Genomic DNA, 23763 nt, shown 5'->3' with positions numbered 1-23763 from the left:
ATTGTTTTAACGGCAGTCTTCCAACTTGAAGACTGCTTTTTGTACTATGATCGTTAACGGATCGTGCTACAATATTTCTATCGGGGAGGGATTTCATGTATCGCATACTCGTGGCCGACGATGACAAAAACGAAAGAGAAGGCATCCGGTACCTTATCGACAAATTGGAGTTGCCGCTGCGCGTAAGCATGGCTTTCAATGGACGGCATGCGCTCGAACTCTTTTCTCAAGACGCGTACGACATGTTATTGACCGACATTAAGATGCCGTTCATGGACGGACTGGAATTGGCCAAGCAAGCCAAGGAGATCAAGCCTGCATTAAAAGTCATTATTCTAAGCGGGCATGGAGAATTCGAATACGCGAAGAAAGCGATTCTGATCAACGTGGCCGAGTATTTGTTGAAACCGATCGAACCGAATGAATTCGAAGCCTCATTAAGGAAAGTAATTCAGCTATGCAAGCAGGATGAACAGAGGGACAGAATGCTTCTCCGTCTTACCGATGCAGAGGAAGATACAGCCGTCACAGAGCGTGCGACTGAGCTCCGGAACGGCATTGCGGATTCGGAGCTTCATGCTCGGGCGGTCGAAGAAGTCATCCGAATTATTGCCAAGGAATACGAACGGGATTTAAGCCTGGAGTATTTGGCCAAGAGGGTGCATCTGTCGGTCAGTTATTTGAGCCATATTTTCAAGAAAGCAACGGGAACAAGCGTGATCAAGCACATCAATCACTACCGAATGGAGAAAGCCAAAGAATTTCTCTGCGAGGAGAACTATAAGATCGTCGATATTTACCGCATGGTCGGCTTTTCCGACGCTTCTTATTTTGGGATGGCGTTCAAAAATCATTACGGCCTTACTCCTACCCAATTTAGAGCGAAGGTGAGGCCGAGGTGAACGAGGCGCTGGAATTTTTCAGGAACTGGAAGCTGCGAAAGAAACTGATTGCTTCCTATTTGATTCTTATCATTATTCCAATCGTGGCATTGGGCATGTACTCCTACAATACTGCAGAAAATTACTTGCAAGAACAAGCCAGATTAGGCTTGAATAATACTGTCGAACAGATGGCTCTTCATATCGACGAGAAAATGTCCCAGCCCCGAAACTTCATGGACTTCATGGTCTTTAATCCGACGGTCAAAAAAGTGACGGGGTATGAATGGGGGGACGACATTCTCAGGTATACGAAAGAGTTAAACGACAATATCGAACCGACGATTTGGTATTACATCTATATTAATCAGGAAATTTCGGATATCGCTTTTTATTCGGAGTTTACGGCCAAGCAGATCGGCAACTTCGTCTATCCCAGCGCTAGCGTGAAAAATTCGAATTGGTACCGCGCAGCGAAAGCAAGCAACAAGACGTTATGGCGATACGAGAATGGAACGTTGTTTGCCGTACGCAAAATATTGAATTACGACAACACTATGTTTACAGGTGTGGTTTATCTCAAATTGAACTATGAAAAGCTGTTTGAGAAACGAAAAGCCGGCCGTACTCCACAGGAAAGAATCCTCATAGCGGATAAGAGCGGACACACGATTTACACCGAATTAGGAACCGATCAATTTCGCGAAGAAGATTTGCTGCGAATCCGAGATACCGATCAAGATCAAATCAGTATCCGCGGACAATCCTATATTCTGAGTAGAGCAGACTTGCGCAACACGGAATGGACCTTGTACGATTTCACGCCGGTCAAAGGGTTTATCGTGAATACGAGCAGCATCATAAAGGCCACTTTCTCCATTGTGCTCGCTTGTTTGCTTATCTTGGTCTTGTTTATTTGGTTGTTTTCAAGGACGCTGGTTAGACCCATTTATACGCTGAAAAGAAAGATCAATATCGTGGAGAACGGGGATTTCGACATCCCGATCGTTTCCTCCTCCAAAGACGAGATCGGAGAACTGACGGAAAGTTTCGCCCGGATGGTCTATAGAGTAAAGCGATTGATTCAGGAATTGGATCAAGCCAGGGTTATGGAAAAAGAAGCTGAGCTAAAGGCGCTCCAAGCACAGATCAATCCGCATTTTTTGTATAATTCATTATCGACGATTAACTGGAAAGCGATTCAGATCGATTCGCCGGAAATTAGCAAAATCGCCAATTCCTTGTCCCGCTTTTACCGAACCAGCCTGAACAAAGGGATGAGAATCACATCGGTGCAGGAAGAGATCGCCAACGTCAAAGCCTATCTCGATATTCAATTGATCATGCACAATCACGAATTCGAAGTCGACTTTGACGTGGAAGAAGAGGCCAAGCCCTACGGAACGCTTAATTTTATATTGCAGCCGATCGTGGAAAATGCGGTTATTCACGGGATCGACGAGAAGGAAAGCGGACGCGGTGTCTTGACGATATCCGTCACGATAGATTCGGACACCATTCGTTTTGTCGTCATGGATAATGGAAAAGGAATGACTCAGGATGAAATCGAACAACTGTATAAGGTTGTTGGAGGTGGATACGGCCTGCGCAACGTCCATGAGAGAATCCGGCTGTACTATGGTGAAGCATATGGGGTTAAAGTAGAGAGCGAGTTAGGCGATTACACCAAGGTGATCATCGAGATTCCGGTTGATGGCTATTTATAATCTAAAAGCGAAAATGGACCGGGCAACCGGTCTTTTTTGTTTGCCATAGTGAGGTTTGTCACAGCAAATCCCCGGTAGAATGTTAGTATGAAGACATACAAAATATTCAAAATTATACGCGTATCACGATGGAGGGAAACTTATGCAATTCGACTACGTGCATCCCGCTGATCAGCTCCTACTCATCATGGAACGGATATACAAGCACGGCATGACCACAACATCGGGCGGCAATTTGTCCATTAAGGATGACAATGGAGACATTTGGATTACGCCGGCGGGCGTAGATAAAGGATCGCTGTCACGCCGGGATATGGTTTGCGTGAAAGCGGATGGAAGGGTGCAAGGCATTCATAAACCGTCTAGCGAGTTTCCATTCCATCGTTTGATTTATTGTACCCGACCGGATCTGAATGCGATTGTCCATGCTCATCCCCCGGCACTGGTATCCTTCAGCATCGTGCGGCGGATCCCGGATACGAGGCTGCTTCCGAACGAACGGAAGATATGCGGAAGGGTAGGCATGGCTCCCTATGCGCTGCCTGGGAGCGAACAGCTCGGGGAGAATATAGCGGCAGTTTTTGCGGAAGGGATCAATACGGTGATGTTGGAAAATCACGGCGTTGTGGTCGGGGGGAAGGATTTATTCGAGGCTTTCCGCATATTCGAAACATTGGATTTCTGCGCCCGACTGGAAATCGAAGCCCGGCGAATCGGAAAACCGGTGCTGCTGACCGATGAAGATTACGATACGGTGCGCAATAAAGGCATGGTTGCGTTAGACTCTTATACTCCGATAAGCTGTCCGGTCGCAGAGAGGGAAGCGCGGCAGGAAATGTGCGGCTTTATTCGACGGGCCTATCTTCAGGGATTATTCACAAGCACGCAAGGCACGTTCTCTCAGAGGCTGGATCAGGACAACTTTCTGATTACGCCATACGGTAAGGATAGAAATTACCTGACCCCTGAAGACTTGGTACGTATCGAGGGAGGACGCTCGGAGGCAGGGAAGACGCCAAGCAAGTCCGTTCTTCTCCATCAAGCCATTTACAAGCAGCAGCCGCATGTGGAGTCTATTATCATTGCCCATCCTCCGAATATCATGGCCTTTGCCGTCACGGACATGGATTTCGATTCCAGGACTATCCCGGAGAGCTACATCTTGCTTCGGGGCACGCCGAAGCTGCGGTTCGACGCCGTTTACAACGAGCCGGAAGAGACAGCCGCGGTTTTTGTCAAAACCACCCCGATCGCTATTGTGAAAAACAATTGCGTGATGGTAACCGGGCAAGGGTTGCTCAACACGTTCGATAGGCTGGAGGTTGCGGAGTACAGTGCAAAATCGATTCTTGCCTCCAGAGCGCTCGGAGATATCGTCCACATAGATGACGGCAGGATTCGTGATTTGGAGGTCGCGTTTAAGTTGGAATAAATATGTCTTTAAATACTGGGTGCAATAATTGAGCCGGCATATACCTTATGCCGGTCTATTATTGTTGCACTTTTGATTTTCCAGCCGTTTTTTGAGAGGAATCGCAAAAATATCAGATAGAATGAATCGCGAATTGATCTATCATTATATCTGCAAGCGCTTACTTATGAAAGGAGGTGCGATAATGACAAGCCGGCAGGCTGCCGTGGCCGCGATGTCACTCTTTGTTTTACTTTTTCTGACGGGCTGCAAGATCAGTAATGATGCAGCTGCGAAATCGTCGGATTCGAACATCAATAGGGATGAGGAAGCCAGAAAGCAACAGGAACGGGAAAGTCAGACGTTATGGTTTGTCATTGACGAGAACGGCAAGAAGCTTAGGAATCTTCCGGATGACGATCCCGAAGTGATGGGCGTTAACAAGCTGATGGTGCTTCATTCCGACGTTGTCGATAACCTCAATTATCGGTCACTGAACGTGAAAGATGAGTTCAGGTTTTACTCCCAAGGATTTAAGGAGCAGCTTAACCAGGAAGGATACCCTCAAGTGCTGCTTCTGATGTACAAGGACAACGAGATCGTATTGAAGCTGAACAGACTGGCCTGGTACGAGATGGCTTTCCATCGAAATTTCAAGACGGCCCGTCTCAAAACGGAGAGCGAGATCGTGATTGAACGGTGTTCTCAGGAGTATATGGATAAATACAAGCTCAAGCTCGGACAAGCCTACGTGCAGCCAAGAATCGTCGACCTTGTGAAGGAGGGATCGGAATGGAAAATCGCGCGGATCGATAAAGGCCCCTTTGTTGTAAAACCGTCTTCACCTGGGAAATGACGAATTCATGGCATCGAAATCACAAATCAAGAAAAGAGGGATAAAATGATGTCGAAAAGCAGGGCTCTATTATCGTTTGTTCTCATGCTTGTTTTAACGCTGCCGATGGCGCTGCAAAGCGTTGCTGCAGCCGACTTTCCGGCAAATCCACCAGCCAAGTCAGGCTATACGCTCGATTTTCAGGAAGAGTTCGACGGATCCGCATTGGATACGAGCAAATGGCTGGACTACTATCTTCCCCATTGGACGAGTACGAGGGAAAATGCCAAGGCACGGTACACGATTGCAGACGGCGTGCTCACCGAACGTCTAGAAGCCGACACTCCCGCCTGGAATGCCCAGTATGACGGCACGGTGAAAATCTCAAGCATCCAGACCTATGAGAAGGACTGGTGGCACAAGTTCAACGGTTCGATGCCTAACGACCATCACGAACCCGACTTTAACGGATACAGCACGAAATACGGGTATTTTGAAATCCGGGCCAAGCAGTCGAACGTCGGCGGCGGAGGGCATCAGGCTTGGTGGATGGTCGGCACGGGAGATACGAGCAGCAACTCGGCTAATTCGGAAATCGATATTGTGGAAACTTTCTTTAGCAAACCGCAGACCTGGAGAATCGCGGCCTATGGTTGGGGCGATCCAAATTTCCTTAGTTCATGGGTTGGATTCGAAGATCCTGTCCCTAGCGGCACTCCATCGGAGGAATATCATATTTACGCCATGGATTGGACGCCGACTTCCTTGAAATTTTATTACGACAACCAGTTGTATAAAACGATCAATGCCGCTCCACAGATGAATATGGGCATGATTCTGGGGATTTATACCGATGCCGGATCCGGCGTTCATAACAATGTATGGCCCAAAACCTGGAACGTGGATTACTTAAGGGTATGGAAGAAGGATGGCGGGTATTCGGTTCCGTTCTACAGAATCAAAAACCGTCAGACGGGTCAGTACATGCACATCCAGAACAAAACAGGCAAGGTGGAATACGGCAATGTACCGGCTTCTTATTGGAGTTCCCAATGGACCAAAGAATCGGTTTCCGGTGGATATATCCGCTATAAAAATCGATGGACCGGGGAGTATATGCATACCGAGAATTTGAATGGTAATGTTCAGTATTCAAATGTTGCTGCTACCGCTTGGCGAAGTCAGTGGACGGAGGAGAACGTCTCCGGTTATATCCGTTTGAAAAATCGCGATACGGGACTTTACATGCACACCGAACAGTTGACCGGGTTCGTCCAATATGGGACGGTGCCCAGCACTTATTGGACCAGCCAGTGGACATTCGAGGCGGCGTCTAATTAAACATTTATAGAAAGGACTGATCTCATCATGATGATGAAAAACATTAGGTTCATCGCGCTTTGGTTTTTCGCTGTCGTTCTTGTTCTATCAACAATAATTTCATTTCCTTCCAAACAGGCTAATGCGGCAGTCGGCGATTTCCCTCCGAATCCACTGGCCAAACCGGGATACCAGCTTTATTTCAACAATGAATTCGGCGGCTCAAGCATCGATACCAATAAGTGGGTAGACGCTTATCTGCCGCACTGGAGCAACAGAACGCAAGCGGCGCCTCGATACAATTTCAACAACGGCAGTCTAGTATTAAGAATCGATCAGGATCAGCAATACTGGAGTCCTTTCGACGGGGTAATTAAGTCGTCGGCCATTATGAGCGGGGAATATGCAGGCCCTCTTGGAAGCACGGAGGGACTTCACAACTTCAAAGGCAACAATACGGTTCTGGAAACACAGCAGAATGGATTAAAATTTGAATCACTTTACGGGTATTATGAGCTTCGAGCCAAAGGGAATATCGGAAGCGGAAATCATCTGGCTTGGTGGATGGTAGGATATGAAACTTCGCCGGAGAAAAGTGCGGAAATCGACATCATTGAAGCGCCGGGAGGGCAAATGGCTTCCAGCTCCTTCCTGCTCGGTCATGGTGTACATGCGTGGGACGACACGACAGTATCGAAAGAATATTATTTCGATACGATTCAAAGCGATGCAAAGCAATTTCATATTTATGGTTTCGAGTGGACGCCAAACCAGCTTAAATTTTATGTAGATAACGTGTTAGTGAGGACAATAAATAAGTCCATTCAATATTCGATGGTTCATATTATCAATATTTATGAGAATGAGAATGCCAGCGGCTTTCCGTGGGGGCCTTTTGACCCCAATTATACGTATCCGAAACAGTTTGAAATTGATTATTTCAGAGCTTATCAACCCGTCGACCAATACTATTTGATCAAGAATAGGTGGACGGGCCAATATTTGAACGTTCAAAATCAAACGGGGAAAGTCGAGGTTAGCTCGGTTCCTTCCGCTTACTGGAGCGGGCAGTGGAAAATGGAGAACACAGGAGACGGACATTTCAGGCTTAAAAACAGATACTTAGGTCAGTTGGGCGTTGGCTCATATATGCACAACGAAGATAACTTAGGATACGTTCAGTATGGGCAAGCGCAGACGGGATGGTTGACCGCTCAATGGTCATTAGAAAATGTGAAAGATACCGTTTATAAAAGGTTGAAGAATTCAACGGGTTATGTTCATAACGAAAACAAACTCGGCTATGCTCAGTACGGCTCGGTTCCCTCTACTTATTGGAGCTCGCAGTGGGAGTTTGTTCCAGTTCAGTAGTGCAACTAAGCTCTTCTCGTCCCTCAAGACGGCGCGCTAGCAGGTGTGCCGTCTTGAGACTTAACAGGCGGATTTACGCTTCAACGGTTTGTCCGTTTCTTCCGAAGAAAAGACACAACGAACAGCAGCAGCGGAAAGAACAGCCCGTTCGCCAACATGAGAGCCGGCCATATCCGATTATCCCAATCTTGCATATAAGCAACATTCGGATAATTTACGACGGACAATACGACTAGGATGAGCCCTAACGGCAGAACAAGCGGCCGATAATCTTTAAGGCGGAGGATATGTGCCAAGGTCTGCACAACCGCGTAGAAATAAAACGTTATTCGGAAATAGATGGCTATTAACCATATTGCAGCTACGATGGCTTCAATTCGCTGTAAAAAATGTCCGAGACTGATTTTTTGCGCTAGCAGATAACTTGCATACATGCTTCTTGCAGCTAAATCAGGTCCTAACACCATAGTGGCCATACCGGTTATAACGGTAATAATCATTCCGCCGTATAAACTGCCTTTGAATAAAGCTTTACGTGCTTCTTTGGGTTGATTCACATCAGAGGTAACCATTAATAGCACAATACTGGGCAGAAACACAATAGAAATCAAGGATAGCGCGGGCGGCCACAGGGGCTTTATGCCGTTCTCCATGATCGGCTGGATGTTTTCCGGCTTGATTTTGAAAGCGACTACTATAAAAAATAAGACAAGAAGCAGAATAAACCATGGAAACAGGATTTCGGCGGAACGGGCCAACGTTTCTAAACCAAGTCGCACGCCTATGACCACGATGACCGCGTAAAGAATATTAAAAGCTTGTATCGGCGTTTCAGGCATCATTTGGGTGACCATAAAGTTTCCAACAAAATACAATACGGCACCGGAACCGCTAATCAGTAGAGATATCATGACCAGCAGCATAAGAGCTCCTCCAAGCCATTTGCCAAGCACGGCTTCCGCGATTTCGACCAGGGTCATCCTCGGAAACCTAATCGCCAATGCATTGAACAGCCATATGATGAAACATCCAAACCCCATTCCTACAAGGGCGGCAATCCAGGCATCTTGCTTGGCCATCGAAGCCATGTCCGATGGAATGATCAGAATAGCGCTGCCGGTCGAAAACAAAATCGTAATGATCGTCATTTGGCGTGCGGATATTGTCTGCTGCTCAACCATGGTCATCTCCTCATCTTCACTTTATTAATCCAATGCCCGATAGAATATCGCTGAGCGGTTTAAATACGAATGTTATGCCGGATAACGGACTGGGAACGTTATTTAACAGTATACTGATCATACCGAATCCGACGCCTAGCATGAGCAGAATGGAGAACGCCCACAGTTCCCTCTTCTGCTTTTTCTTCATAAGACCGGGAATTTCTAATGCGACGATGAAGCCAGCAACCGCCAGTATTCCCGCAATTCTCAACATGGCGCTCCGCTCCTTCATTTCATTTCATTGAGAAACGATTTGCCCATCGTTCCGGTACCGCGAATTTTGTAATCAACGTTGATCGTCACCCTTAAATCGGTAAAATACTCTTCGTCCCAACCCTTTTTTAAGGTTTTCCAAGCTTTTGGGTTAGACCTCCGTATGGCTTTACCGAATCCGAAGATATCGGACTTGTACGAATTCTGTGCTTTTTCGATGACCGATTCCATTGACTTGCCAATCTTCTTGCCCATTTTCTTTTCCAGTTCCCTAATCGTGTCCTTCTTTGTCAGATCAAGTGTGGCGCATTCGACCTCACCCACGTTCCCCTCGATCCGCACGTTGATATTGACTTGAGGCCGCCCCCTGTAGACCATTCCTTTCACTACGGTGTTGGCACGAATGACTTCCCCGATCACTTTTCCCTCGCCAGGGCAAGTAACGTTGCCTACCGAGCTCTTCACGTTGTCCATTATAAAGTTGTATCCTCTGCTTTCATCTTCATTTAACCAGCCGATTAACCGGTCTTTTTTGAAAACCGCAAGCCCCGAGTATCTCAGGCGGCCGGGAGGATCGATGTTTTCGACATTTCTCTTCGACTTTCCCGTTTCCAGTTCTCCAACGACTCGAAGTCCGGTCAAGACGGGGTTCTTGCCATCGCTGATCAAATCGTCGATCAAACTATCTATGGTTACCGTCATGCTTGGCGACCAGTTTCTCTCCGATGCATCAAGGGACGAGAACAATTGATTGGCAGGGATCGTCTCCACGGCTGTCAAAATTTTCAGCGTATCTTCCGCTTTTACCCCTTTCGACACTACAATGTAGAAATCGGATCGAATCTCATGATCTCTGTTCAGAAAATCCAAAACTTCCGCCATTCCTTCTTTGGCGAGCGACTCATCGATGACGAATATGCGGAGGTGGGAAAAATAAAGTTTGCGCGGGCTGATTCGGGTTATTTTCCGAACCGCTTCAAATATGGTATCAGCCTCTTCCGTATATAATGTTGCGGGAGCGCGTCCTCCCCCTCCCCCTTTTCTGGAGCTCACTTGCCCGGGATCAACGACTTGCGCGGAAAACCGGTAACGATCATCCACTTTGTCGATGCCCGCCGCAAGTACGATCGCAAGTTCGTTCATCTCTTTGCGGTTCCAGCAGCCGGTCAGAAAAGAAACCCATACCAAGCTTATGAACATGTAAATAAAATACCGTCTATTCAAGATTCGCCCCTCCATAGGAATGTCACGAGTTTACTCCCTGGATTTCCGGGAAGGCGCGGGATTCAAACGGTTCACATTTTTCTGATTCGCGAGTCGGGGACGTGTTCGCATTAACCAATGGGGAAATCGAACCAACGTATCCTTCTGATCGGCAGGGGTAAGAGGGGCAAACGGTGACATATACGGTACCCCGAACGTACGCAGGCTGCACAAATGCAGGATAAGGAGGATAATCCCAAACATAATTCCGAATAATCCAAAGGAAGCGGCTAATCCCATCATGGGGAATCTAAGCATGCGAAACGCGATGGCTACATTATAGGCGGGAATAACGAAGCTGGAAATCGCAGTAAGCGATACGACGATTACCATAACCGCGGAAACGACTCCGGCTTCGACGGCGGCTGACCCGATAACCAGCGTGCCGACAATGGAGACAGCCGCACCGATGTACTTTGGCATACGAACTCCCGCTTCGCGCAAAATTTCAAAGGTTGCTTCCATGATGAACGCCTCGATGAAGGCGGGGAAAGGTATATCTTCACGCTGCGCCGCTAGTCCGATCAGCAGCTGAGTCGGCAACAATTCCTGATGAAAGTTGGTTATGGCGATATAAAGCGACGGACCCAACAGAGAGATAAAAATCCCCATGAAACGAAGAATCCGGATGAAGCTGCTGATGTCCGCGCGCTGATAATAATCTTCCGCAGCATGGAGGAAAGAAATGAACGGCGCGGGGACGATAAGCGTATACGGGGTTCCGTCTACAAGTATGGCGACTTTGCCTTCCAGAAGCTCGGCGGCAACCACATCCGGCCGCTCGGTGTTGAAGACGGTAGGAAAAGGAGTGAAGTTTGAATCCTGTATCAATTCCTCGATATACCCGCTTTCCAGAATTCCGTCGATATCGATGCGGTCCAACCGGGCATGCACTTCTTTAACAATCTTGTCGTTCGCGATGCTCTTGACATACATAATGCCGATTTCCGTGCGGGTCACTCGGCCGATTTGTTTCTTATCCATTCGTAAATCCGGACTTTTAATCTTGCGGCGGATCAAAGCAATATTGATGCCGATCGATTCCGAGAAGCCTTCCCGCGGCCCGCGCACGACATTTTCCGAAGCCGGCTCCGTAACGCCGCGATCCTTCCAGCCTTTGGTATCGGCGGACATTCCCGCTGTATAGCCATCGATCAGAATAACCGTATCTCCGGAAAGTACGGCGTTATACACCGCTTCAAAATCGGTCAGATCATTTATGCTGCCCAATGCAAGAACGCTGTTCTTAAGGCTTTGCACATCATCCTCGAAGCCGTTTTTATCGAGATCATCTTTGTCTTCGGCGGAATTGGAATTTGACATCAGCGATTCCACGATGAAATCGTTAACTAATTTTTTATCTGCCATCCCGTCGATGTAGATAAGCGTGATCATCCGCTTTCCATGCCGGCTTAACGGGATAGTCCTAATCACGATGTCGCCGCTGTTTCCAAGTGTTTGCTTGATCTGCCGAAGATTTTGTTCAAGGTTATCGAATAACGTTTGGAAGGACGTATTAGGGTTATCCATGAATGCTCCTTCTCTCGCAACGGTGTTATGATCCAGTATTGGACAAACTTCCCGCAACTAAACTTATGTAAATAACTCTAAGTTAATCGAAAGCTTAAGCAATCGTGAAAAAGAAAAAAAGACTGCTAGACCCTCCCGGAAGCGAGCATATCGCCCGGGAGGGTCTAGCAGTCATCGAGTCATCGTTTTAATCGTCTCTTGATACTTTGGGGAAAAGCGCAAGTGCGTAGAGCGCGGCGAGGCCAACGATCGTGTACACGATTCGCGAACCGACATCGTCCGCCGCCCCGAAGATTTCACTGACGACGTCGTACTCGAACAAGCCGACCGAGAGCCAGTTCAAACCACCGAGGATAATGAGAATTAGGCTAATGACGTTTAGCGCCTTCATTCAGAAACAGCCTCCTTATTGGGGTTGCACACCCTTTTCTGGTAAAACTGCCTAACAGTGCAGCTAATTCTTAGTTGTTTACTATAGTTGTATGAAAGGCGTTCACTGGTTATGCCACACCATGCAGAACACGCTGACGGTTCCGTGCGAAGCTCTGCGCTCATATTCGTCCGTAATGACAAACCCAGCTTTCTCGTACACCCGTATGGCGCGTTTGTTCCATTTCTCTACCTCAAGATCAATCTCGGCACCGGGCAATCTGCGGGCAGCCTCACGAACGGCTAATCCCGTCAGAGCGGCGCCCCATCCCGATCGCAGCAATCCGGGCGCAAGCCCATCCCGATCCGCAGCGTGCGGTCCATCTGAAAAAACTGTACATACCCGACGAGTTGCTCTAATTCAAACTCCCGTTTGGTTCGAACGGCTAAATATTGGACCTGACGGATTTGGGGATCGCCGAACTCTCGGCCCTGTTTGACCATCGTCTCCCATGAAGGCCACCGATACAGATCGTAAGGCGCGGGGTAGCGCCATTCGCAGATTTCTCGCCCATCTCCCTCAGTCAAGGCATCCAATATCAAAAGGGGTTTCTTTTTTATGACAACCGATCCTCTCCGTACATAAATCTTAACTGTTCCTATTATAATGGATGGGGAGATATGGCGATATCATTGCGTAGGGAAGGCATGCAGTAAATTTTGCAGATTATGTCGAATTGTTTATTGTAAGAAATAGACTTTTTAGGTAAAATGACTCTGTATTCATGTATTGTATTTGCTGTTCACTACTTACAAAGGTGGAATTAAACAAGTGCTTACAAGTGCTGAGATTCGCGCGAAAGCAAGAGCAAGCCTATCGGGTAACTGGACGCCCGCGGTACTGCATTTCTTACTGTATTATGTTATTACACTCGCACTTGGAAGCTTCTCACTCATTCCGTTTATTGGTTGGCTTGCGAGCTTTCTGGTATCGGGCGCTTTGACTTACGGACTTCTATCGTACTATTTGATGCTATCACGCGGCGAGAACCCTTCGACGGAAACTCTCTTTAGCGGCTTCGAAAAATTCGTACAAACATTCATCCTGAGTTTGCTAATAGCTATCTTCACCATCTTGTGGACGCTGTTGTTAGTCATACCAGGAATCATTGCGGCTTTCCGTTATTCCCAAGCGTATTACATACTAAGAGACAATCCGGGAATCGGGGCGTTTGAAGCGATTAATCGCAGCAAGGCGTTGATGGTCGGGCACAAAGGAAGACTGTTCGTGCTTGTGCTTACTTTCATCGGGTGGTTCCTTCTGTGCGCGATTACTTTCGGCATCGGATTCTTATGGTTAGCTCCTTATTTCTACACCGCGCTAGGGCACTTCCATGATGGACTCATTAATCGTTCGACATCGGTTCCTCCTCCACCTAACCCGTATGGCGGCGTTACGATTTAAGGAATGAAATGAAGAAGAATGCCGAGCCTTCAGGGGTTCGGCATTCTTCTTCCTATTTCCCCAACATGGTATAGTAAGGAAGTAGCAAATTCATGTGCATGAAGGGGATAGGAATAATGGCTCGGCTAGTCTTCTTGGGTTGTGTAGCATATTTAGCAGTCGGGCTTGGGCAATTGGTCGTCGGTACGATCATGGAACCGATGGTTGACGCATATGGCGTACAGTACGGCGATGGCGGTCAGTTGGTCATGAACCAATTTCTGGGCGGGATGGTCGGCATCATGCTGGCGCCTTGGCTCATCGGGCGAATAGGGAAAAAGATGTTATTGCTGTCCGTGCTTGCCCTAATGGTCATTACGCAAACGATTTATTCCTTCCAGCCAGGATGGGAAGTTATGCTTGCCGTAGGGCCTTTTGCCGGTTTTGGCTTCGGCACGACGGAAGCGGTCGTCGGTTCTTTCATTATTGGATCCGCGGTAGGGAATGCCAACGTTGCGATGACCAGGGTTGAAGTGTTCTTCGGGGTTGGGGCGTTGCTCATGCCGTTCGCGGGCTCGGCGTTAATTTCCAGCGGGCACTGGGTAGCAGCTTTTATAGTCGTTGGAGTGATTGCGGCGATTACGCTGGTTATGTGGACCCTAATGTGGCCGAAAATATTAGACCGCCCGGGCGGGCATGCGGCAGATGAGGCTGCCAGATTATCTCCGAATACGAACAACCGTTGGCGGGTTAGGATCGTTCTTGCGGCTTGTTCGTTGTTTTTCGCTTTTTACGTCGGATTAGAGATGAGTTTCACGCATTATTTGCCATCATTGCTTGTCATTAATAACGGTCTTTCGGATTCAACCGCTTCTTTGTCGCTTAGTATTTTCTGGGGAGCTATCGTGCTTGGGAGAATCGTATCCGGTCAGGCGGCAGACCGCTGGGGCGGAGGTACTTATTTGCTGGTTACCTGTATCGCTGCGGCTGTGTTGTTCATTCTAATGGGTGGACTGGAAAGCGTATGGGCAACATTCGTACTGACTTTCTGCGCGGGGCTTGCAATGTCGGGGATGTTTGCCATTGCGCTCGTATTCACCAACCGGATGGCCCCTGGCATGACGGAGCGAACGACGAGCTTATTAATGGCTTTCGGAGGAATTGGCGGGGCGTTAATGCCAAGATTGACGGGCTGGTTTCTGGACGAAAACGGTACGGATGCGACTCGTTGGTTGTTTGCCGCCATTGCGGTAGGCATGCTTGGGATTATCATCTGGGCTCTGCTGGCGGCTAAGCCGGTGCAGCGGGCTGCGGAGGCCTCTGTATAATTTCAGGGAAATAATTTTAGTAAAGGTGGTTACCCAATTATGCAGCATATTGTCCCCGTAAAATGGTTGCTAGCCCGTCTATATGAACCGGACTTGCTTATCGTGGATTGCAGGTTCCAACTAGGAAAGCCGGACGATGGGCGTAATGCTTATGAAGAAGCTCATATCCCGGGTGCTGTGTATTTAGACTTGGAACACGACCTGTCCGCGCCTGTCGGCAAGCACGGAGGGCGGCATCCGTTGCCGGATGTGGCTAAGCTTGCGAAACGGCTTGGCGAAGCGGGCATCGGAACTGAGTTTAGGATTGTGGCCTATGACGACCAAGGCGGAGCCATGGCTTCAAGATTGTGGTGGATGCTGAGCTATTTAGGACATGAAGCGGTTTACGTGATGGAGGAAGGATTCTCCGCATGGCAGAAGGCGGGTTTGCCTGTGTCTTCGGAGCGGAAGGTCATTTTTCCGAAGACGTTCGTTCCGCATCCGCGTCGGGAGATGCTCGCGGATATGGAGGAAGTAAAGGCGAAGCTCGGGAAGCCGGGCGTCGTGTTGGTGGATTCACGCGACGGCCCGCGCTACCGCGGTGAGGTGGAGCCAATTGATTCGGTGGCCGGACATATTCCGGGCGCGAGGAACTTGTTCTGGGCCGAGGGCCGGAGGGCCGACGGCACGTGGAAAGACGCGAACGAGCAGCGCGAGCGGTTCGCGGACTTGTCGCAGGACGATGAGATCATCGTATACTGCGGCTCGGGGGTTACGGCAACGCCCAACGTGTTGGCGTTGCGGGAAGCGGGGTTTACCCGCGTGAAGCTGTACGCGGGGAGTTGGAGCGATTGGATTAGTTATGAGGAGAATCCGGTGGCGGTGGGGGATGAGGAATAGCGGAAAGATGAATAGCAGTGTGTAGATCTTAAATACAGAGCATGGTGGAATGATCGCCATCGCTCTGTATTTTTCTATATCCAGAGTCAACACGGAGTCAACAAGCGGTCTCTGAAAATACTTACAAAATGGGTCATACCGAATGCTCGCTCGTATACTCTTCAATGCCTTGTACAGACAAACAAAGGGCCAGAAATACCCACTATTTTGTGGCAGCAATCCCGGCCCAGAATATGAATCAACAACATAACGAAACGAGAAAACCATTCAACACAGGATCAACGAGTGTGTTGTTCTGTTACAAGCAGACCGTTCTATTTGAGCAAGAATGCTGGAGTGTGGTTTATGGGACTATAATAAAAGATCAAATTTCAATTTTGAAAATAAAAAGGAATAATGTGGAATTAAGTCGAACTTATAATATAAATTGGAATTAGATCTAAGTAGAGCAATAATCCGACACTTACTCCTCAATGCATTGACCGGCAAGCGTTACTACTACGAGAGTTAATATGAGTATTGACAGTGCATTCAGACCAAAGGACGTGATTACAAGAAAAGAATCGATCACACTTTGGATTGAAATCCCCCTCAATTAAAACATATTACACAAAATAGGAGCAGCATATTATGGGGAAATTGAAAATGAAAAAGTACTTCATTAAGGATGCTTCCGTAAACGGAATTGATGACGACTTATTTAATTATTCGGATATATCGAAAGTAATTGAACGCATATTGGATTCAAACGAGCCTCCGTACAATATTGCCATCATTGGGAAGTGGGGCTTAGGTAAATCCTCGCTGATTAACCTCGTTAGAAACCGGCTGCGAGGCGGTGGCTCCTATCTTTTTCAAGAAATCAACGCTTGGAAGTATGAAAAAGAATCGTTGCGACGTGTATTCTTGAAGCAGTTATGGCAAGGTATAAGCGGTGAGAAATTAAAAAGTTTTCACGAAATACAACGGACATTTTCTGATCTGATTAATAATACCGTATCACCTACAAATGTAGGTGTAAAAACGAAATGGTGGGTGACTGTTGGGAAAACGTTTCGTAAGTATGGTTTACCTATATTGGGCCTAGTATTGTTTACAGCTGTCGGATTTACTTGCTACAAGCTAATTCAGGCTCATACCAATAATGTTACCGTTAATTCGCTTTTTTGGTGGAAAGTAATTTTAAGCTATGGCAAAAATATTTCTACGACTTTGCTGTTGCCTGTTTTGATTGCTTTGTTAACTGCATTGCACAGTGAGTACCGGAAAAAAGAACCAAAAAAGTTTGAATTCAACTTTCCGCTAGAGACAGCGGACGATTACGAGTTGTTTCTTGAAAACTCGATTGCTGACAAGCTCAAAAACAATCCTGACCTGAAAATCGTAACTGTCATAGATGACCTTGACCGGTTAGGGCTTGATAAAATTGTTGAAGCGCTGGATTCAATCAAAGCATTTGTTAACTTACCAAATTGTGTGTTTGTTGTTCCGTTTGACGATGAAATAATCAAAAGTGCATTGGAAAAACGACGTGAAACGCAATTTGGTGAAGATTGCGATGTAATTGAAAGTGAATTAATTCTGGATAAGCTATTTCAGTTTAAAGTCTATCTACCTCCACTCTTAAAATATGATATAAAGCAATATACGATGAACCTTGTCAAGCGGGAAATCCCTGACTTTATTGCTGACAATTGCCCCGAAGAAACCTTTGATCGACTTGTGAGCAGAATATTAATCCACTCAGATGTTACAACGCCACGCCAAGTTAAAAAACTTATTAATGCGTTTGTGAACAACTATCTTATTGCACGCGAACGCGAGGAATCAGGGCGAGTGGAAAAAGGACTTTTGACTGGAGAACGCGGTATTGAACAAATTGCTAAACTATCCGTTCTACAAGCAGATTTCAATCACTTTTACGATTTGCTATTCAAAGATTTTTCTTATGTCACCCGTTTTGTGGAAATAGTTCAAAATCAGAATGCACAGACAGATGTTCCAGCAGATTTACAAGGTTATTATAGATTTATCAAAGACGGTAATAAGAACACCGTTGACAGTGTGTTGCCCATATACGAGCCGCTACTCAATTTCCTTATAAGTAGAGCAAAATATAGTGTTGATAATATCGCACCGTTCCTCTACTTGGCACAAGATGCGATCAGTATCAAAACAGGTGATGAACAACAACGTAGAACCATTGCCGCATTAGAAAGCGGTAATGAATCAACGTTAAGAACAATGCTCGGGGAAAAGCCAGAAATAGCTGAGGCGGTAATCTCGTACATTTCAGAATGTGCAGCTACAGAATTACCATTACAAGCAGCCTATCCAATCGTGTCTTTCGTAGACGATGTATATACTACTCCCCTTGCAAACATACTTATTGAACGTTCTATTGAGTCTGATACAGATGCTACAGAATTTTCGCTTTCCTTGTCGCCGGATAATGTCCTATATGTTGCTCAACAAGCGGAGCGAGATGAATACGGCATGGCATTAATAGAGAAATATCTCTCAGCAATTGCTGATGAGAAAAGTGTAAATGAGCAAGTGATTACTAACGCATTAAAAACATTCATTCCTGAGTACAGGTTTCTATCATCCAATGCACAAGATTTAATCAAACATGCAACTAATATTTGTTGCCTCAAAGATAAAATATCTGTCAATTCCATACTTCCTCTGCTTGACTACTCAGATAGTTCTTTGTTCGCAACGCTATGGGGAGTCGATTGGTTTAGCAAGCTGTGCACTCATATCACAGACGAAAACGATTATAAAGTTGATGTTGTCGAAACACTAAAAAAGAGTTTCAATACGCTAACAAGCATTGCAGACTATTCCGCCATTATTAATTGTGTCATCCCATTGTTCAAACTACCACCGCTATTAGAAATTCTGAATGATATGTTTAGTGTGGAACTATGTTCAAAATTTGACGAATCACTATCAACAGACATTGTTAATGAGTTAATCGTCCACAAATACGATAAAAACTCTAAAAATATTCATAAATTGCTTAGTAAGCTAAGATATATTGTCGATGATGAGAATGCAGAGGCTATGACGGAATTTACCGAGAATTATGCGACTTCAGCATTAATGGATGATGTGTTGGTTTACTTGGGAAAGAGCGGCTACTTCCCTAAAATTAATGCAACACTTAGCAAGCTTGTGATAGATGTATTTACGGATGAAAATAACGATGAGCTTCTTGGGAAAATAAGTAATTATCTTACAGAGGATGTCCGCGCCGAATTGTTTAATCAGCTTGGCGCGAGAACGCAGTATGGGGCAAGCGAAGATTATGTACGGGAGTTGGCTGTAATATCTGTACTTGCATCGGACGATAGTTACAAAGCTAATTTTGAAAATCTTGCAGTAAATACGCTCTTGTCACAAACTAACAATAATCAAAATTACTATTGTCATTATGTATATTTTGAATTTGTAGCACAAGCTATTGGATCAATTAAAAGTTTTCTTCAACAACAACTCATTGATGGTTACGTTGATAAACTCATAAATCTATTCCCTTCTCAACGTGCGAAATGTTTATATGCGTTTGAGAGACTGACTGGAGTTTTATCAAAAGAACGATTCGCTAAAGTATTTCCGCTTCTTACGACGAATATCCCAGACAGTGAGTTTGATCAAGCACTTAAAATACTAATGGACAATGACAATGTGCGTCCAACGGGGGCTACGGAAAGAACTGTTTATCGCAAGTTCTTAACATCGCATTTGGAGAAATCAGCAAATCCGAATATGGTATTGCAAACTCTCAAAAATTCGTTTAGTTATTTCTCCGATATGAAAGAATTGACTGTATTCGCTCTTAACAATAGCGCGACAGATAGAAACCTATTGATTGATGTGATGGCAAAATGCTTTAACGGTTACGAGGATGCTGATAAGGTTTCGAATGAAGCGTTGCCATTGTTCGATATCGAGGAAGAGTTTACTGTGTTGAAAGAAGTATTTGCTAAGCTCACTAAGCATTCGTTTGATGATGTATTTACGGCTCTAAGCGAAAAACTTGACACTGCAACAAGTATAGATACTCTCGTTAATATTGTTGACTACGCAAAGAAATACAATTCAACCCAATCAACAGCGTTGTATGTCAAAACACTAAACTTAAGTTTGGAACACGATAATGTGCCAGATAAGGTTGTTAAGATTATTTCGACATTATCAGTACTGGATCGAAGTATGCGCAATACCGTCAAAGATGAGTTTATTACTTCACTACATTCAGGCTTTACGCAGACCACTAGTGAATCCATTTTGAATTCGATTGTTAGTACTGTCATGAAGCTACGCTGGACGAAACCATTCAAGAAACTATTAAAGGAGAATGAAGAAAAATTGAAACTTTTTGACGAACTGGCAAAATGAGATTCATTCCTGTATTGATTTGAATTAATAACTCGGTAAGTCCAACTTGCCGCTACATACAGCGTAGAGAACCATATTATAAGTAACAATCGTAATTGGAGCGATTGGATTAGCTATGCGGGGAATCCGGTTGCGACGGGGGATGAAGAAGAACCGAAAAACATATAACAGTGTATTAATTCTGAATACTGAACATGGCGGGCAAGTGGGCGACTTCGGGTGTCTTAAAGAGTTCCAAGTCAACAAGGAGTCAACATGTGGCTGATGAAGTTACTGAGAGTATAGGGTAGAACTGAGCACATGCCCGTACCATAATATAGACAACAAGGGCCGGGAGCCTCTCGAAAGAGTGGCTGACCGGCTCTTGTTTGTAAATATTGATAAAACTATGGCAATATCCGACTTCTTCGTTCCTTTACAAGTCAACACGTTTTGGACGTGAGCCTATTGAATCAACATGAAATCAACAATTGTAAGATCAGCTAGCGGGTAGTGGCTCTTGGGTCAACGAGAGTCAGGATTTCTTAGGGCACAATATTATCCGTTTGTCGGAAAATAGATTTCAGTCACGCCCTGCGGTTGAAGATCTTCCTTGAAAATCTCGAATCGGATTTTATCCACGTTCAAATTATACTTGACTTGGGCTGAAGGGTTGCAGAAAAAATCCCAGAAGTCACCGATATACTTTTCATCAAACCGAAAAACCTGATAAGTATCCGCCGGAATCGTTATCTGCTCCATGCCCGCAGGAATATTTCCTTGTTCGGAAACCGCAGCTGCCACATATAATCCGTGCGGGCTAATAATCAAATATTCGTAATCATTAATCCGATGACTGATTTCATTTTTTCGGTATCTCAAATTCGCGAATAGCTTCTCTTCGTCTTGGGGGCCGGCGCCTCTAAACCCGATGGCCTTGATAGCGTCGACCTGCATTTTCTTAACCTGCATCAAGTCCTCGATACTCGCTTTTATTTCCATTAGATGTTCCTCCCCGAGTTTTTATTCTGGTCTCAATTTTGAATCCATTTACCAAGCGAGAGTGGATTCTCTCTTTTTCGTTGTAGCAATTTGTCTAACATTTGTTGCATGACGGCTATGCCTTTTGCTTCTGAGTCTCTCGCTCTAATCAGTCGAGGAATAGCCCATTCCGCTTCGTTGGGATCGTTAGGTTCGCCTCCATGGGGAAAAGGGAATCTGGATATCAGCTCCGACAAAGCGTCCGCTGTATCACGATAATGACGGGCTGCTTCCGAAGCCAAAGGGGTTAATTCGAGATCTAGAGAAGCACGGCCGAATACGGTGTCCGAGAAACTAGAGAAAAACTGGGCCGCAAACATCCGTCCGTCACCCGTAACGGACAAGTTATACGCATTTTCAGGGATATCGATCCCCCTGTTCTTAAATGCCTCTATCCACGCGTCATAACCAGGCAGTCCATGGCGGTACTCAGAGGAGGGATTCCGATCGGTTTCCAAAGAAAACGCCACGGCTCTTCGAAGCGAATCCTCTAGCGTATCTAACGGGTCGACATGAGTAGATGCATAGATGGCTGTAGCTTGTATGCAGGTGAATCGCCTGTTATTGATTTCGCTGAATGGGATTTGACCGACTTTTTCCGCATCTCGTGCATGCAATAATTGTTTCTGGTGATCATATCCGTAAATCAGCCCGAATTCCGGGCAAAATAGATCCCAACCAATTACGGGCAGTCCGCGGTCCACGCTTTCTTTTACGAATTGGACATACACCTCCAACTGCTCGGGCGTCGCCGGAATCTCATAGAAGCACTCTCCGATGTCGAAACCCATAGCCAGCAGTCCCTTCCCCATTAAATGATAGGGGGAGAATAAGGTTGGGCCGGCACCGAATACCGTTACGGGATGAATGTTGATCATAAACGAGCTGTTCGTAATGAACATGACATCGGCAAGTGAGTAGAAATGCTTTTTGTTCGTATACTGCAGCAGACCGTAAACCGCTTGGGCAGACGGGGACCAAGTTAGCCGAACGGGCTCTGATGCTTTTTGCAATTTGTAAACCTCCCTTTAAGACAGTTAGATTTCAAACGGGCGTGCTAAAATGCGTCGAGTAGGTTGGCCGTCGCGGACCATCGCCGCAGCTACGTCCTTGAAATAGATTTGAATTCTCTCCTTGCGTACCTTGCTGCGCGACCTGGATAGCAGAGTGTAGACGTTCGCGGTGGTTGTACCTAGCACTGAGGCGATCTCGGACGGCGGCAGTTGACGAAAGAAGTGCGCTTCGAATACACCCCGTTCGTGCTTGCTTAAACAACCTAATAACGAGCGGATTCCTTGAATAAATTCCAAGCGTACGATTCGGGCTTCCGGGTTCTCATCGGATTGGCGGGCTTTCAACGATTTACTAAAATGAAACAGAATAGAATCGATATCAAACCAATCCGTATCTCCCCATGAAGAGGAATCAGTGGAAGTCGTACCTTCTTCCATACTCGTGAAGGGACGTTCCTTGCCATAAGGGCCTCCGCGCCGCAGACGATAATTAGCCTGATTCTGAACGATTCGTCGAAACCAAGATCGGAATCGGAAAACATCGGAGATCGTCCCCACGTGCAAGAATGCGCGGACAAGCGCATCCTGAACGATGTCCTCCGCGACTTCGGTATCCCGGGATATGGACACTGCCCATCCTAACGCCTTGGCGCGATGGTGCCGGACAAGCTCACCGAACGCTTCGCGGTCGCCGGCGCGCGCTTTTTCCACAAGTTGTTCCTCTCGCGTCCACTCCAAAGGATCATCGGCATCTGATGAAACTTCAACATTGTCATTTTTATTAGCATCTACGTAAACTTCAATCACCATCTCCACCACCTCTCCCGCATGCGTCACTTATATGGATACCAGAAGGGAGAAAAACCTTTCATTATTTTTAAATAAAGTTCAAAATGTGCATTTAAGGACTTCTATATTAACTTCAATTCTTCCTGTAAGGACTGGCAGAATGGGATTTCGGAAAATTCGACAGCTGGAGCGATTGGATTAGCTACGAGGGGAATCCGATTGCGACTGGGGTAGAGTAAGAACCGAGAAGCCGTTCCGGACGCGGGTTGGAGGGCTGTGACAGGTTAGGAGTAAGTGACCTGTTGCAGCCCTCTTTGGGCTTTCCGTTCAACAGTTTGCAAACAGGAGGTCAGGGAAAGTGAACGTTACAGTGGTCTGTCGGCGAGACTGGCAGCAGTATTTATCCCACTTGTTTATGCGATATCGCATATGTTAAAATTAGATTCAGAAAGACCGAGTGCGGGAACACTCGGTCTATACAATTGGCTTGGATGGGTTTCCCTTCTAAGCTGAAAAGGACAAAAAACCCACCTGCGGCGCTAACCTTGGGGTGGGTTTTTACTTTTTCTTGTAGTTATTCGCGATGTATGTTAAAAGTGCAATGACAAAGGTTGAAAAAGCGATCATGATGAGGATTGCATCTTTTATTTCCATGGCCTCACCTCCTTTCGAAGGGGAACCATGCCCACCCAAGATTCAATTGTACAATTTCATCTTATCTTATAAACGGTATGAGAGCA

At 46.2% G+C, this 23763-nt stretch carries 21 protein-coding genes; 10 read left to right on the top strand and 11 right to left on the bottom strand.

Annotated elements, in window-relative coordinates; translation table 11 throughout:
• The first annotated feature begins 95 nt into the window (after window positions 1-95).
• From K7P76_RS12585 to K7P76_RS12560, 6 genes are all read left to right on the top strand, one after another.
• Complete coding sequence (locus tag K7P76_RS12585; protein WP_232185637.1) at window positions 96-902, top strand: response regulator transcription factor; 807 nt, start codon at window positions 96-98, stop codon at window positions 900-902.
• Window positions 899-2608, top strand: a complete 1710-nt coding sequence (locus tag K7P76_RS12580; protein ID WP_232185636.1) for a sensor histidine kinase — start codon at window positions 899-901, stop codon at window positions 2606-2608. The genes K7P76_RS12585 and K7P76_RS12580 overlap by 4 nt, the downstream gene beginning before the upstream one ends.
• A gap of 142 nt (window positions 2609-2750) precedes the next feature.
• The gene (locus tag K7P76_RS12575) at window positions 2751-4040 is read left to right on the top strand and encodes a class II aldolase/adducin family protein (RefSeq protein ID WP_232185635.1); all 1290 of its coding nucleotides are present in this window, start codon (window positions 2751-2753) and stop codon (window positions 4038-4040) included.
• A 184-nt stretch (window positions 4041-4224) separates the two neighbouring features.
• Window positions 4225-4875 carry a hypothetical protein gene (locus K7P76_RS12570; RefSeq protein WP_232185634.1) on the top strand — a complete coding sequence of 217 codons (651 nt, stop codon included), beginning with the start codon at window positions 4225-4227 and terminating at the stop codon, window positions 4873-4875.
• Between the two features lie 45 nt (window positions 4876-4920).
• The gene (locus tag K7P76_RS12565; RefSeq protein WP_232185633.1) at window positions 4921-6195 is read left to right on the top strand and encodes a glycoside hydrolase family 16 protein; all 1275 of its coding nucleotides are present in this window, start codon (window positions 4921-4923) and stop codon (window positions 6193-6195) included.
• Between the two features lie 27 nt (window positions 6196-6222).
• Entirely contained in the window at window positions 6223-7545 is a 1323-nt protein-coding gene (locus K7P76_RS12560; RefSeq protein WP_232185632.1) for a family 16 glycosylhydrolase, read from the top strand.
• Between the two features lie 80 nt (window positions 7546-7625).
• Here the strand turns inward: K7P76_RS12560 and K7P76_RS12555 are convergent, their stop codons facing one another.
• The 7 genes from K7P76_RS12555 to K7P76_RS12525 all read right to left on the bottom strand — a co-directional run bounded on the left by K7P76_RS12555 (window position 7626) and on the right by K7P76_RS12525 (window position 12746).
• Complete coding sequence (locus tag K7P76_RS12555) at window positions 7626-8726, bottom strand: GerAB/ArcD/ProY family transporter (RefSeq protein ID WP_232185631.1); 1101 nt, start codon at window positions 8724-8726, stop codon at window positions 7626-7628.
• A 16-nt stretch (window positions 8727-8742) separates the two neighbouring features.
• Window positions 8743-8982, bottom strand: a complete 240-nt coding sequence (locus K7P76_RS12550) for a hypothetical protein (protein WP_232185630.1) — start codon at window positions 8980-8982, stop codon at window positions 8743-8745.
• A gap of 14 nt (window positions 8983-8996) precedes the next feature.
• Window positions 8997-10205 carry a Ger(x)C family spore germination protein gene (locus K7P76_RS12545; protein ID WP_309244759.1) on the bottom strand — a complete coding sequence of 403 codons (1209 nt, stop codon included), beginning with the start codon at window positions 10203-10205 and terminating at the stop codon, window positions 8997-8999.
• A 30-nt stretch (window positions 10206-10235) separates the two neighbouring features.
• On the bottom strand, window positions 10236-11774 hold the full coding sequence (locus K7P76_RS12540; RefSeq protein WP_232185629.1) for a spore germination protein: 1539 nt from the start codon (window positions 11772-11774) through the stop codon (window positions 10236-10238).
• Window positions 11775-11961: 187 nt separating this feature from the next.
• Window positions 11962-12165, bottom strand: coding sequence for a DUF378 domain-containing protein (locus tag K7P76_RS12535; RefSeq protein ID WP_232185628.1), 204 nt, complete (start codon window positions 12163-12165; stop codon window positions 11962-11964).
• 102 nt (window positions 12166-12267) lie between these two features.
• On the bottom strand, window positions 12268-12486 hold the full coding sequence (locus tag K7P76_RS12530) for a GNAT family N-acetyltransferase (protein WP_232185627.1): 219 nt from the start codon (window positions 12484-12486) through the stop codon (window positions 12268-12270).
• On the bottom strand, window positions 12456-12746 hold the full coding sequence (locus K7P76_RS12525; RefSeq protein WP_232185626.1) for a hypothetical protein: 291 nt from the start codon (window positions 12744-12746) through the stop codon (window positions 12456-12458). Before K7P76_RS12525 ends, K7P76_RS12530 begins: the two co-directional genes overlap by 31 nt.
• Before the next feature lie 229 nt (window positions 12747-12975).
• On the opposite strand from K7P76_RS12525, the gene K7P76_RS12520 reads away from it, so the two are divergent.
• The 4 genes from K7P76_RS12520 to K7P76_RS12505 all read left to right on the top strand — a co-directional run bounded on the left by K7P76_RS12520 (window position 12976) and on the right by K7P76_RS12505 (window position 20201).
• Window positions 12976-13608, top strand: coding sequence for a DUF975 family protein (locus tag K7P76_RS12520; RefSeq protein WP_232185625.1), 633 nt, complete (start codon window positions 12976-12978; stop codon window positions 13606-13608).
• Between the two features lie 116 nt (window positions 13609-13724).
• Window positions 13725-14915 carry an MFS transporter gene (locus tag K7P76_RS12515; protein WP_232185624.1) on the top strand — a complete coding sequence of 397 codons (1191 nt, stop codon included), beginning with the start codon at window positions 13725-13727 and terminating at the stop codon, window positions 14913-14915.
• Window positions 14916-14954: 39 nt separating this feature from the next.
• Window positions 14955-15794 (top strand): sulfurtransferase, encoded by an 840-nt coding sequence (locus K7P76_RS12510; protein WP_232185623.1) that lies wholly within the window; start codon window positions 14955-14957, stop codon window positions 15792-15794.
• 630 nt (window positions 15795-16424) lie between these two features.
• On the top strand, window positions 16425-20201 hold the full coding sequence (locus K7P76_RS12505; RefSeq protein WP_232185622.1) for a KAP family P-loop NTPase fold protein: 3777 nt from the start codon (window positions 16425-16427) through the stop codon (window positions 20199-20201).
• A 537-nt stretch (window positions 20202-20738) separates the two neighbouring features.
• Here the strand turns inward: K7P76_RS12505 and K7P76_RS12500 are convergent.
• From K7P76_RS12500 to K7P76_RS12485, 4 genes are all read right to left on the bottom strand, one after another.
• On the bottom strand, window positions 20739-21182 hold the full coding sequence (locus K7P76_RS12500; RefSeq protein ID WP_232185621.1) for an effector binding domain-containing protein: 444 nt from the start codon (window positions 21180-21182) through the stop codon (window positions 20739-20741).
• 32 nt (window positions 21183-21214) lie between these two features.
• Window positions 21215-22234 carry a hypothetical protein gene (locus K7P76_RS12495; RefSeq protein ID WP_232185620.1) on the bottom strand — a complete coding sequence of 340 codons (1020 nt, stop codon included), beginning with the start codon at window positions 22232-22234 and terminating at the stop codon, window positions 21215-21217.
• Between the two features lie 24 nt (window positions 22235-22258).
• Window positions 22259-23044: an RNA polymerase sigma factor gene (locus tag K7P76_RS12490; RefSeq protein ID WP_232185619.1), complete on the bottom strand. Its 786-nt coding sequence runs from the start codon at window positions 23042-23044 to the stop codon at window positions 22259-22261.
• A 537-nt stretch (window positions 23045-23581) separates the two neighbouring features.
• Window positions 23582-23677 carry a putative holin-like toxin gene (locus K7P76_RS12485; RefSeq protein ID WP_255678472.1) on the bottom strand — a complete coding sequence of 32 codons (96 nt, stop codon included), beginning with the start codon at window positions 23675-23677 and terminating at the stop codon, window positions 23582-23584.
• Between the last annotated feature and the right edge of the window lie 86 nt (window positions 23678-23763).

It is taken from the genome of Cohnella silvisoli (assembly GCF_021190915.1).
GTDB classification, from domain to species: Bacteria; Bacillota; Bacilli; order Paenibacillales; family Paenibacillaceae; genus Cohnella; species Cohnella silvisoli.
This window is presented reverse-complemented; position numbering and strand designations above follow the sequence as displayed.

What these genes read in the sequence shown, in the direction of transcription:
- K7P76_RS12510 (WP_232185623.1), top strand. Translation starts at nt 14,955, where the DNA reads ATGCAGCATATTGTCCCCGTAAAATGGTTGCTAGCCCGTCTATATGAA.
- K7P76_RS12500 (WP_232185621.1), bottom strand. Translation starts at nt 21,182, where the DNA reads ATGGAAATAAAAGCGAGTATCGAGGACTTGATGCAGGTTAAGAAAATG.
- K7P76_RS12550 (WP_232185630.1), bottom strand. Translation starts at nt 8,982, where the DNA reads ATGTTGAGAATTGCGGGAATACTGGCGGTTGCTGGCTTCATCGTCGCA.
- K7P76_RS12575 (WP_232185635.1), top strand. Translation starts at nt 2,751, where the DNA reads ATGCAATTCGACTACGTGCATCCCGCTGATCAGCTCCTACTCATCATG.
- K7P76_RS12565 (WP_232185633.1), top strand. Translation starts at nt 4,921, where the DNA reads ATGATGTCGAAAAGCAGGGCTCTATTATCGTTTGTTCTCATGCTTGTT.
- K7P76_RS12555 (WP_232185631.1), bottom strand. Translation starts at nt 8,726, where the DNA reads ATGGTTGAGCAGCAGACAATATCCGCACGCCAAATGACGATCATTACG.
- K7P76_RS12560 (WP_232185632.1), top strand. Translation starts at nt 6,223, where the DNA reads ATGATGATGAAAAACATTAGGTTCATCGCGCTTTGGTTTTTCGCTGTC.
- K7P76_RS12505 (WP_232185622.1), top strand. Translation starts at nt 16,425, where the DNA reads ATGGGGAAATTGAAAATGAAAAAGTACTTCATTAAGGATGCTTCCGTA.
- K7P76_RS12515 (WP_232185624.1), top strand. Translation starts at nt 13,725, where the DNA reads ATGGCTCGGCTAGTCTTCTTGGGTTGTGTAGCATATTTAGCAGTCGGG.
- K7P76_RS12570 (WP_232185634.1), top strand. Translation starts at nt 4,225, where the DNA reads ATGACAAGCCGGCAGGCTGCCGTGGCCGCGATGTCACTCTTTGTTTTA.
- K7P76_RS12540 (WP_232185629.1), bottom strand. Translation starts at nt 11,774, where the DNA reads ATGGATAACCCTAATACGTCCTTCCAAACGTTATTCGATAACCTTGAA.
- K7P76_RS12485 (WP_255678472.1), bottom strand. Translation starts at nt 23,677, where the DNA reads ATGGAAATAAAAGATGCAATCCTCATCATGATCGCTTTTTCAACCTTT.
- K7P76_RS12535 (WP_232185628.1), bottom strand. Translation starts at nt 12,165, where the DNA reads ATGAAGGCGCTAAACGTCATTAGCCTAATTCTCATTATCCTCGGTGGT.
- K7P76_RS12490 (WP_232185619.1), bottom strand. Translation starts at nt 23,044, where the DNA reads ATGGTGATTGAAGTTTACGTAGATGCTAATAAAAATGACAATGTTGAA.
- K7P76_RS12585 (WP_232185637.1), top strand. Translation starts at nt 96, where the DNA reads ATGTATCGCATACTCGTGGCCGACGATGACAAAAACGAAAGAGAAGGC.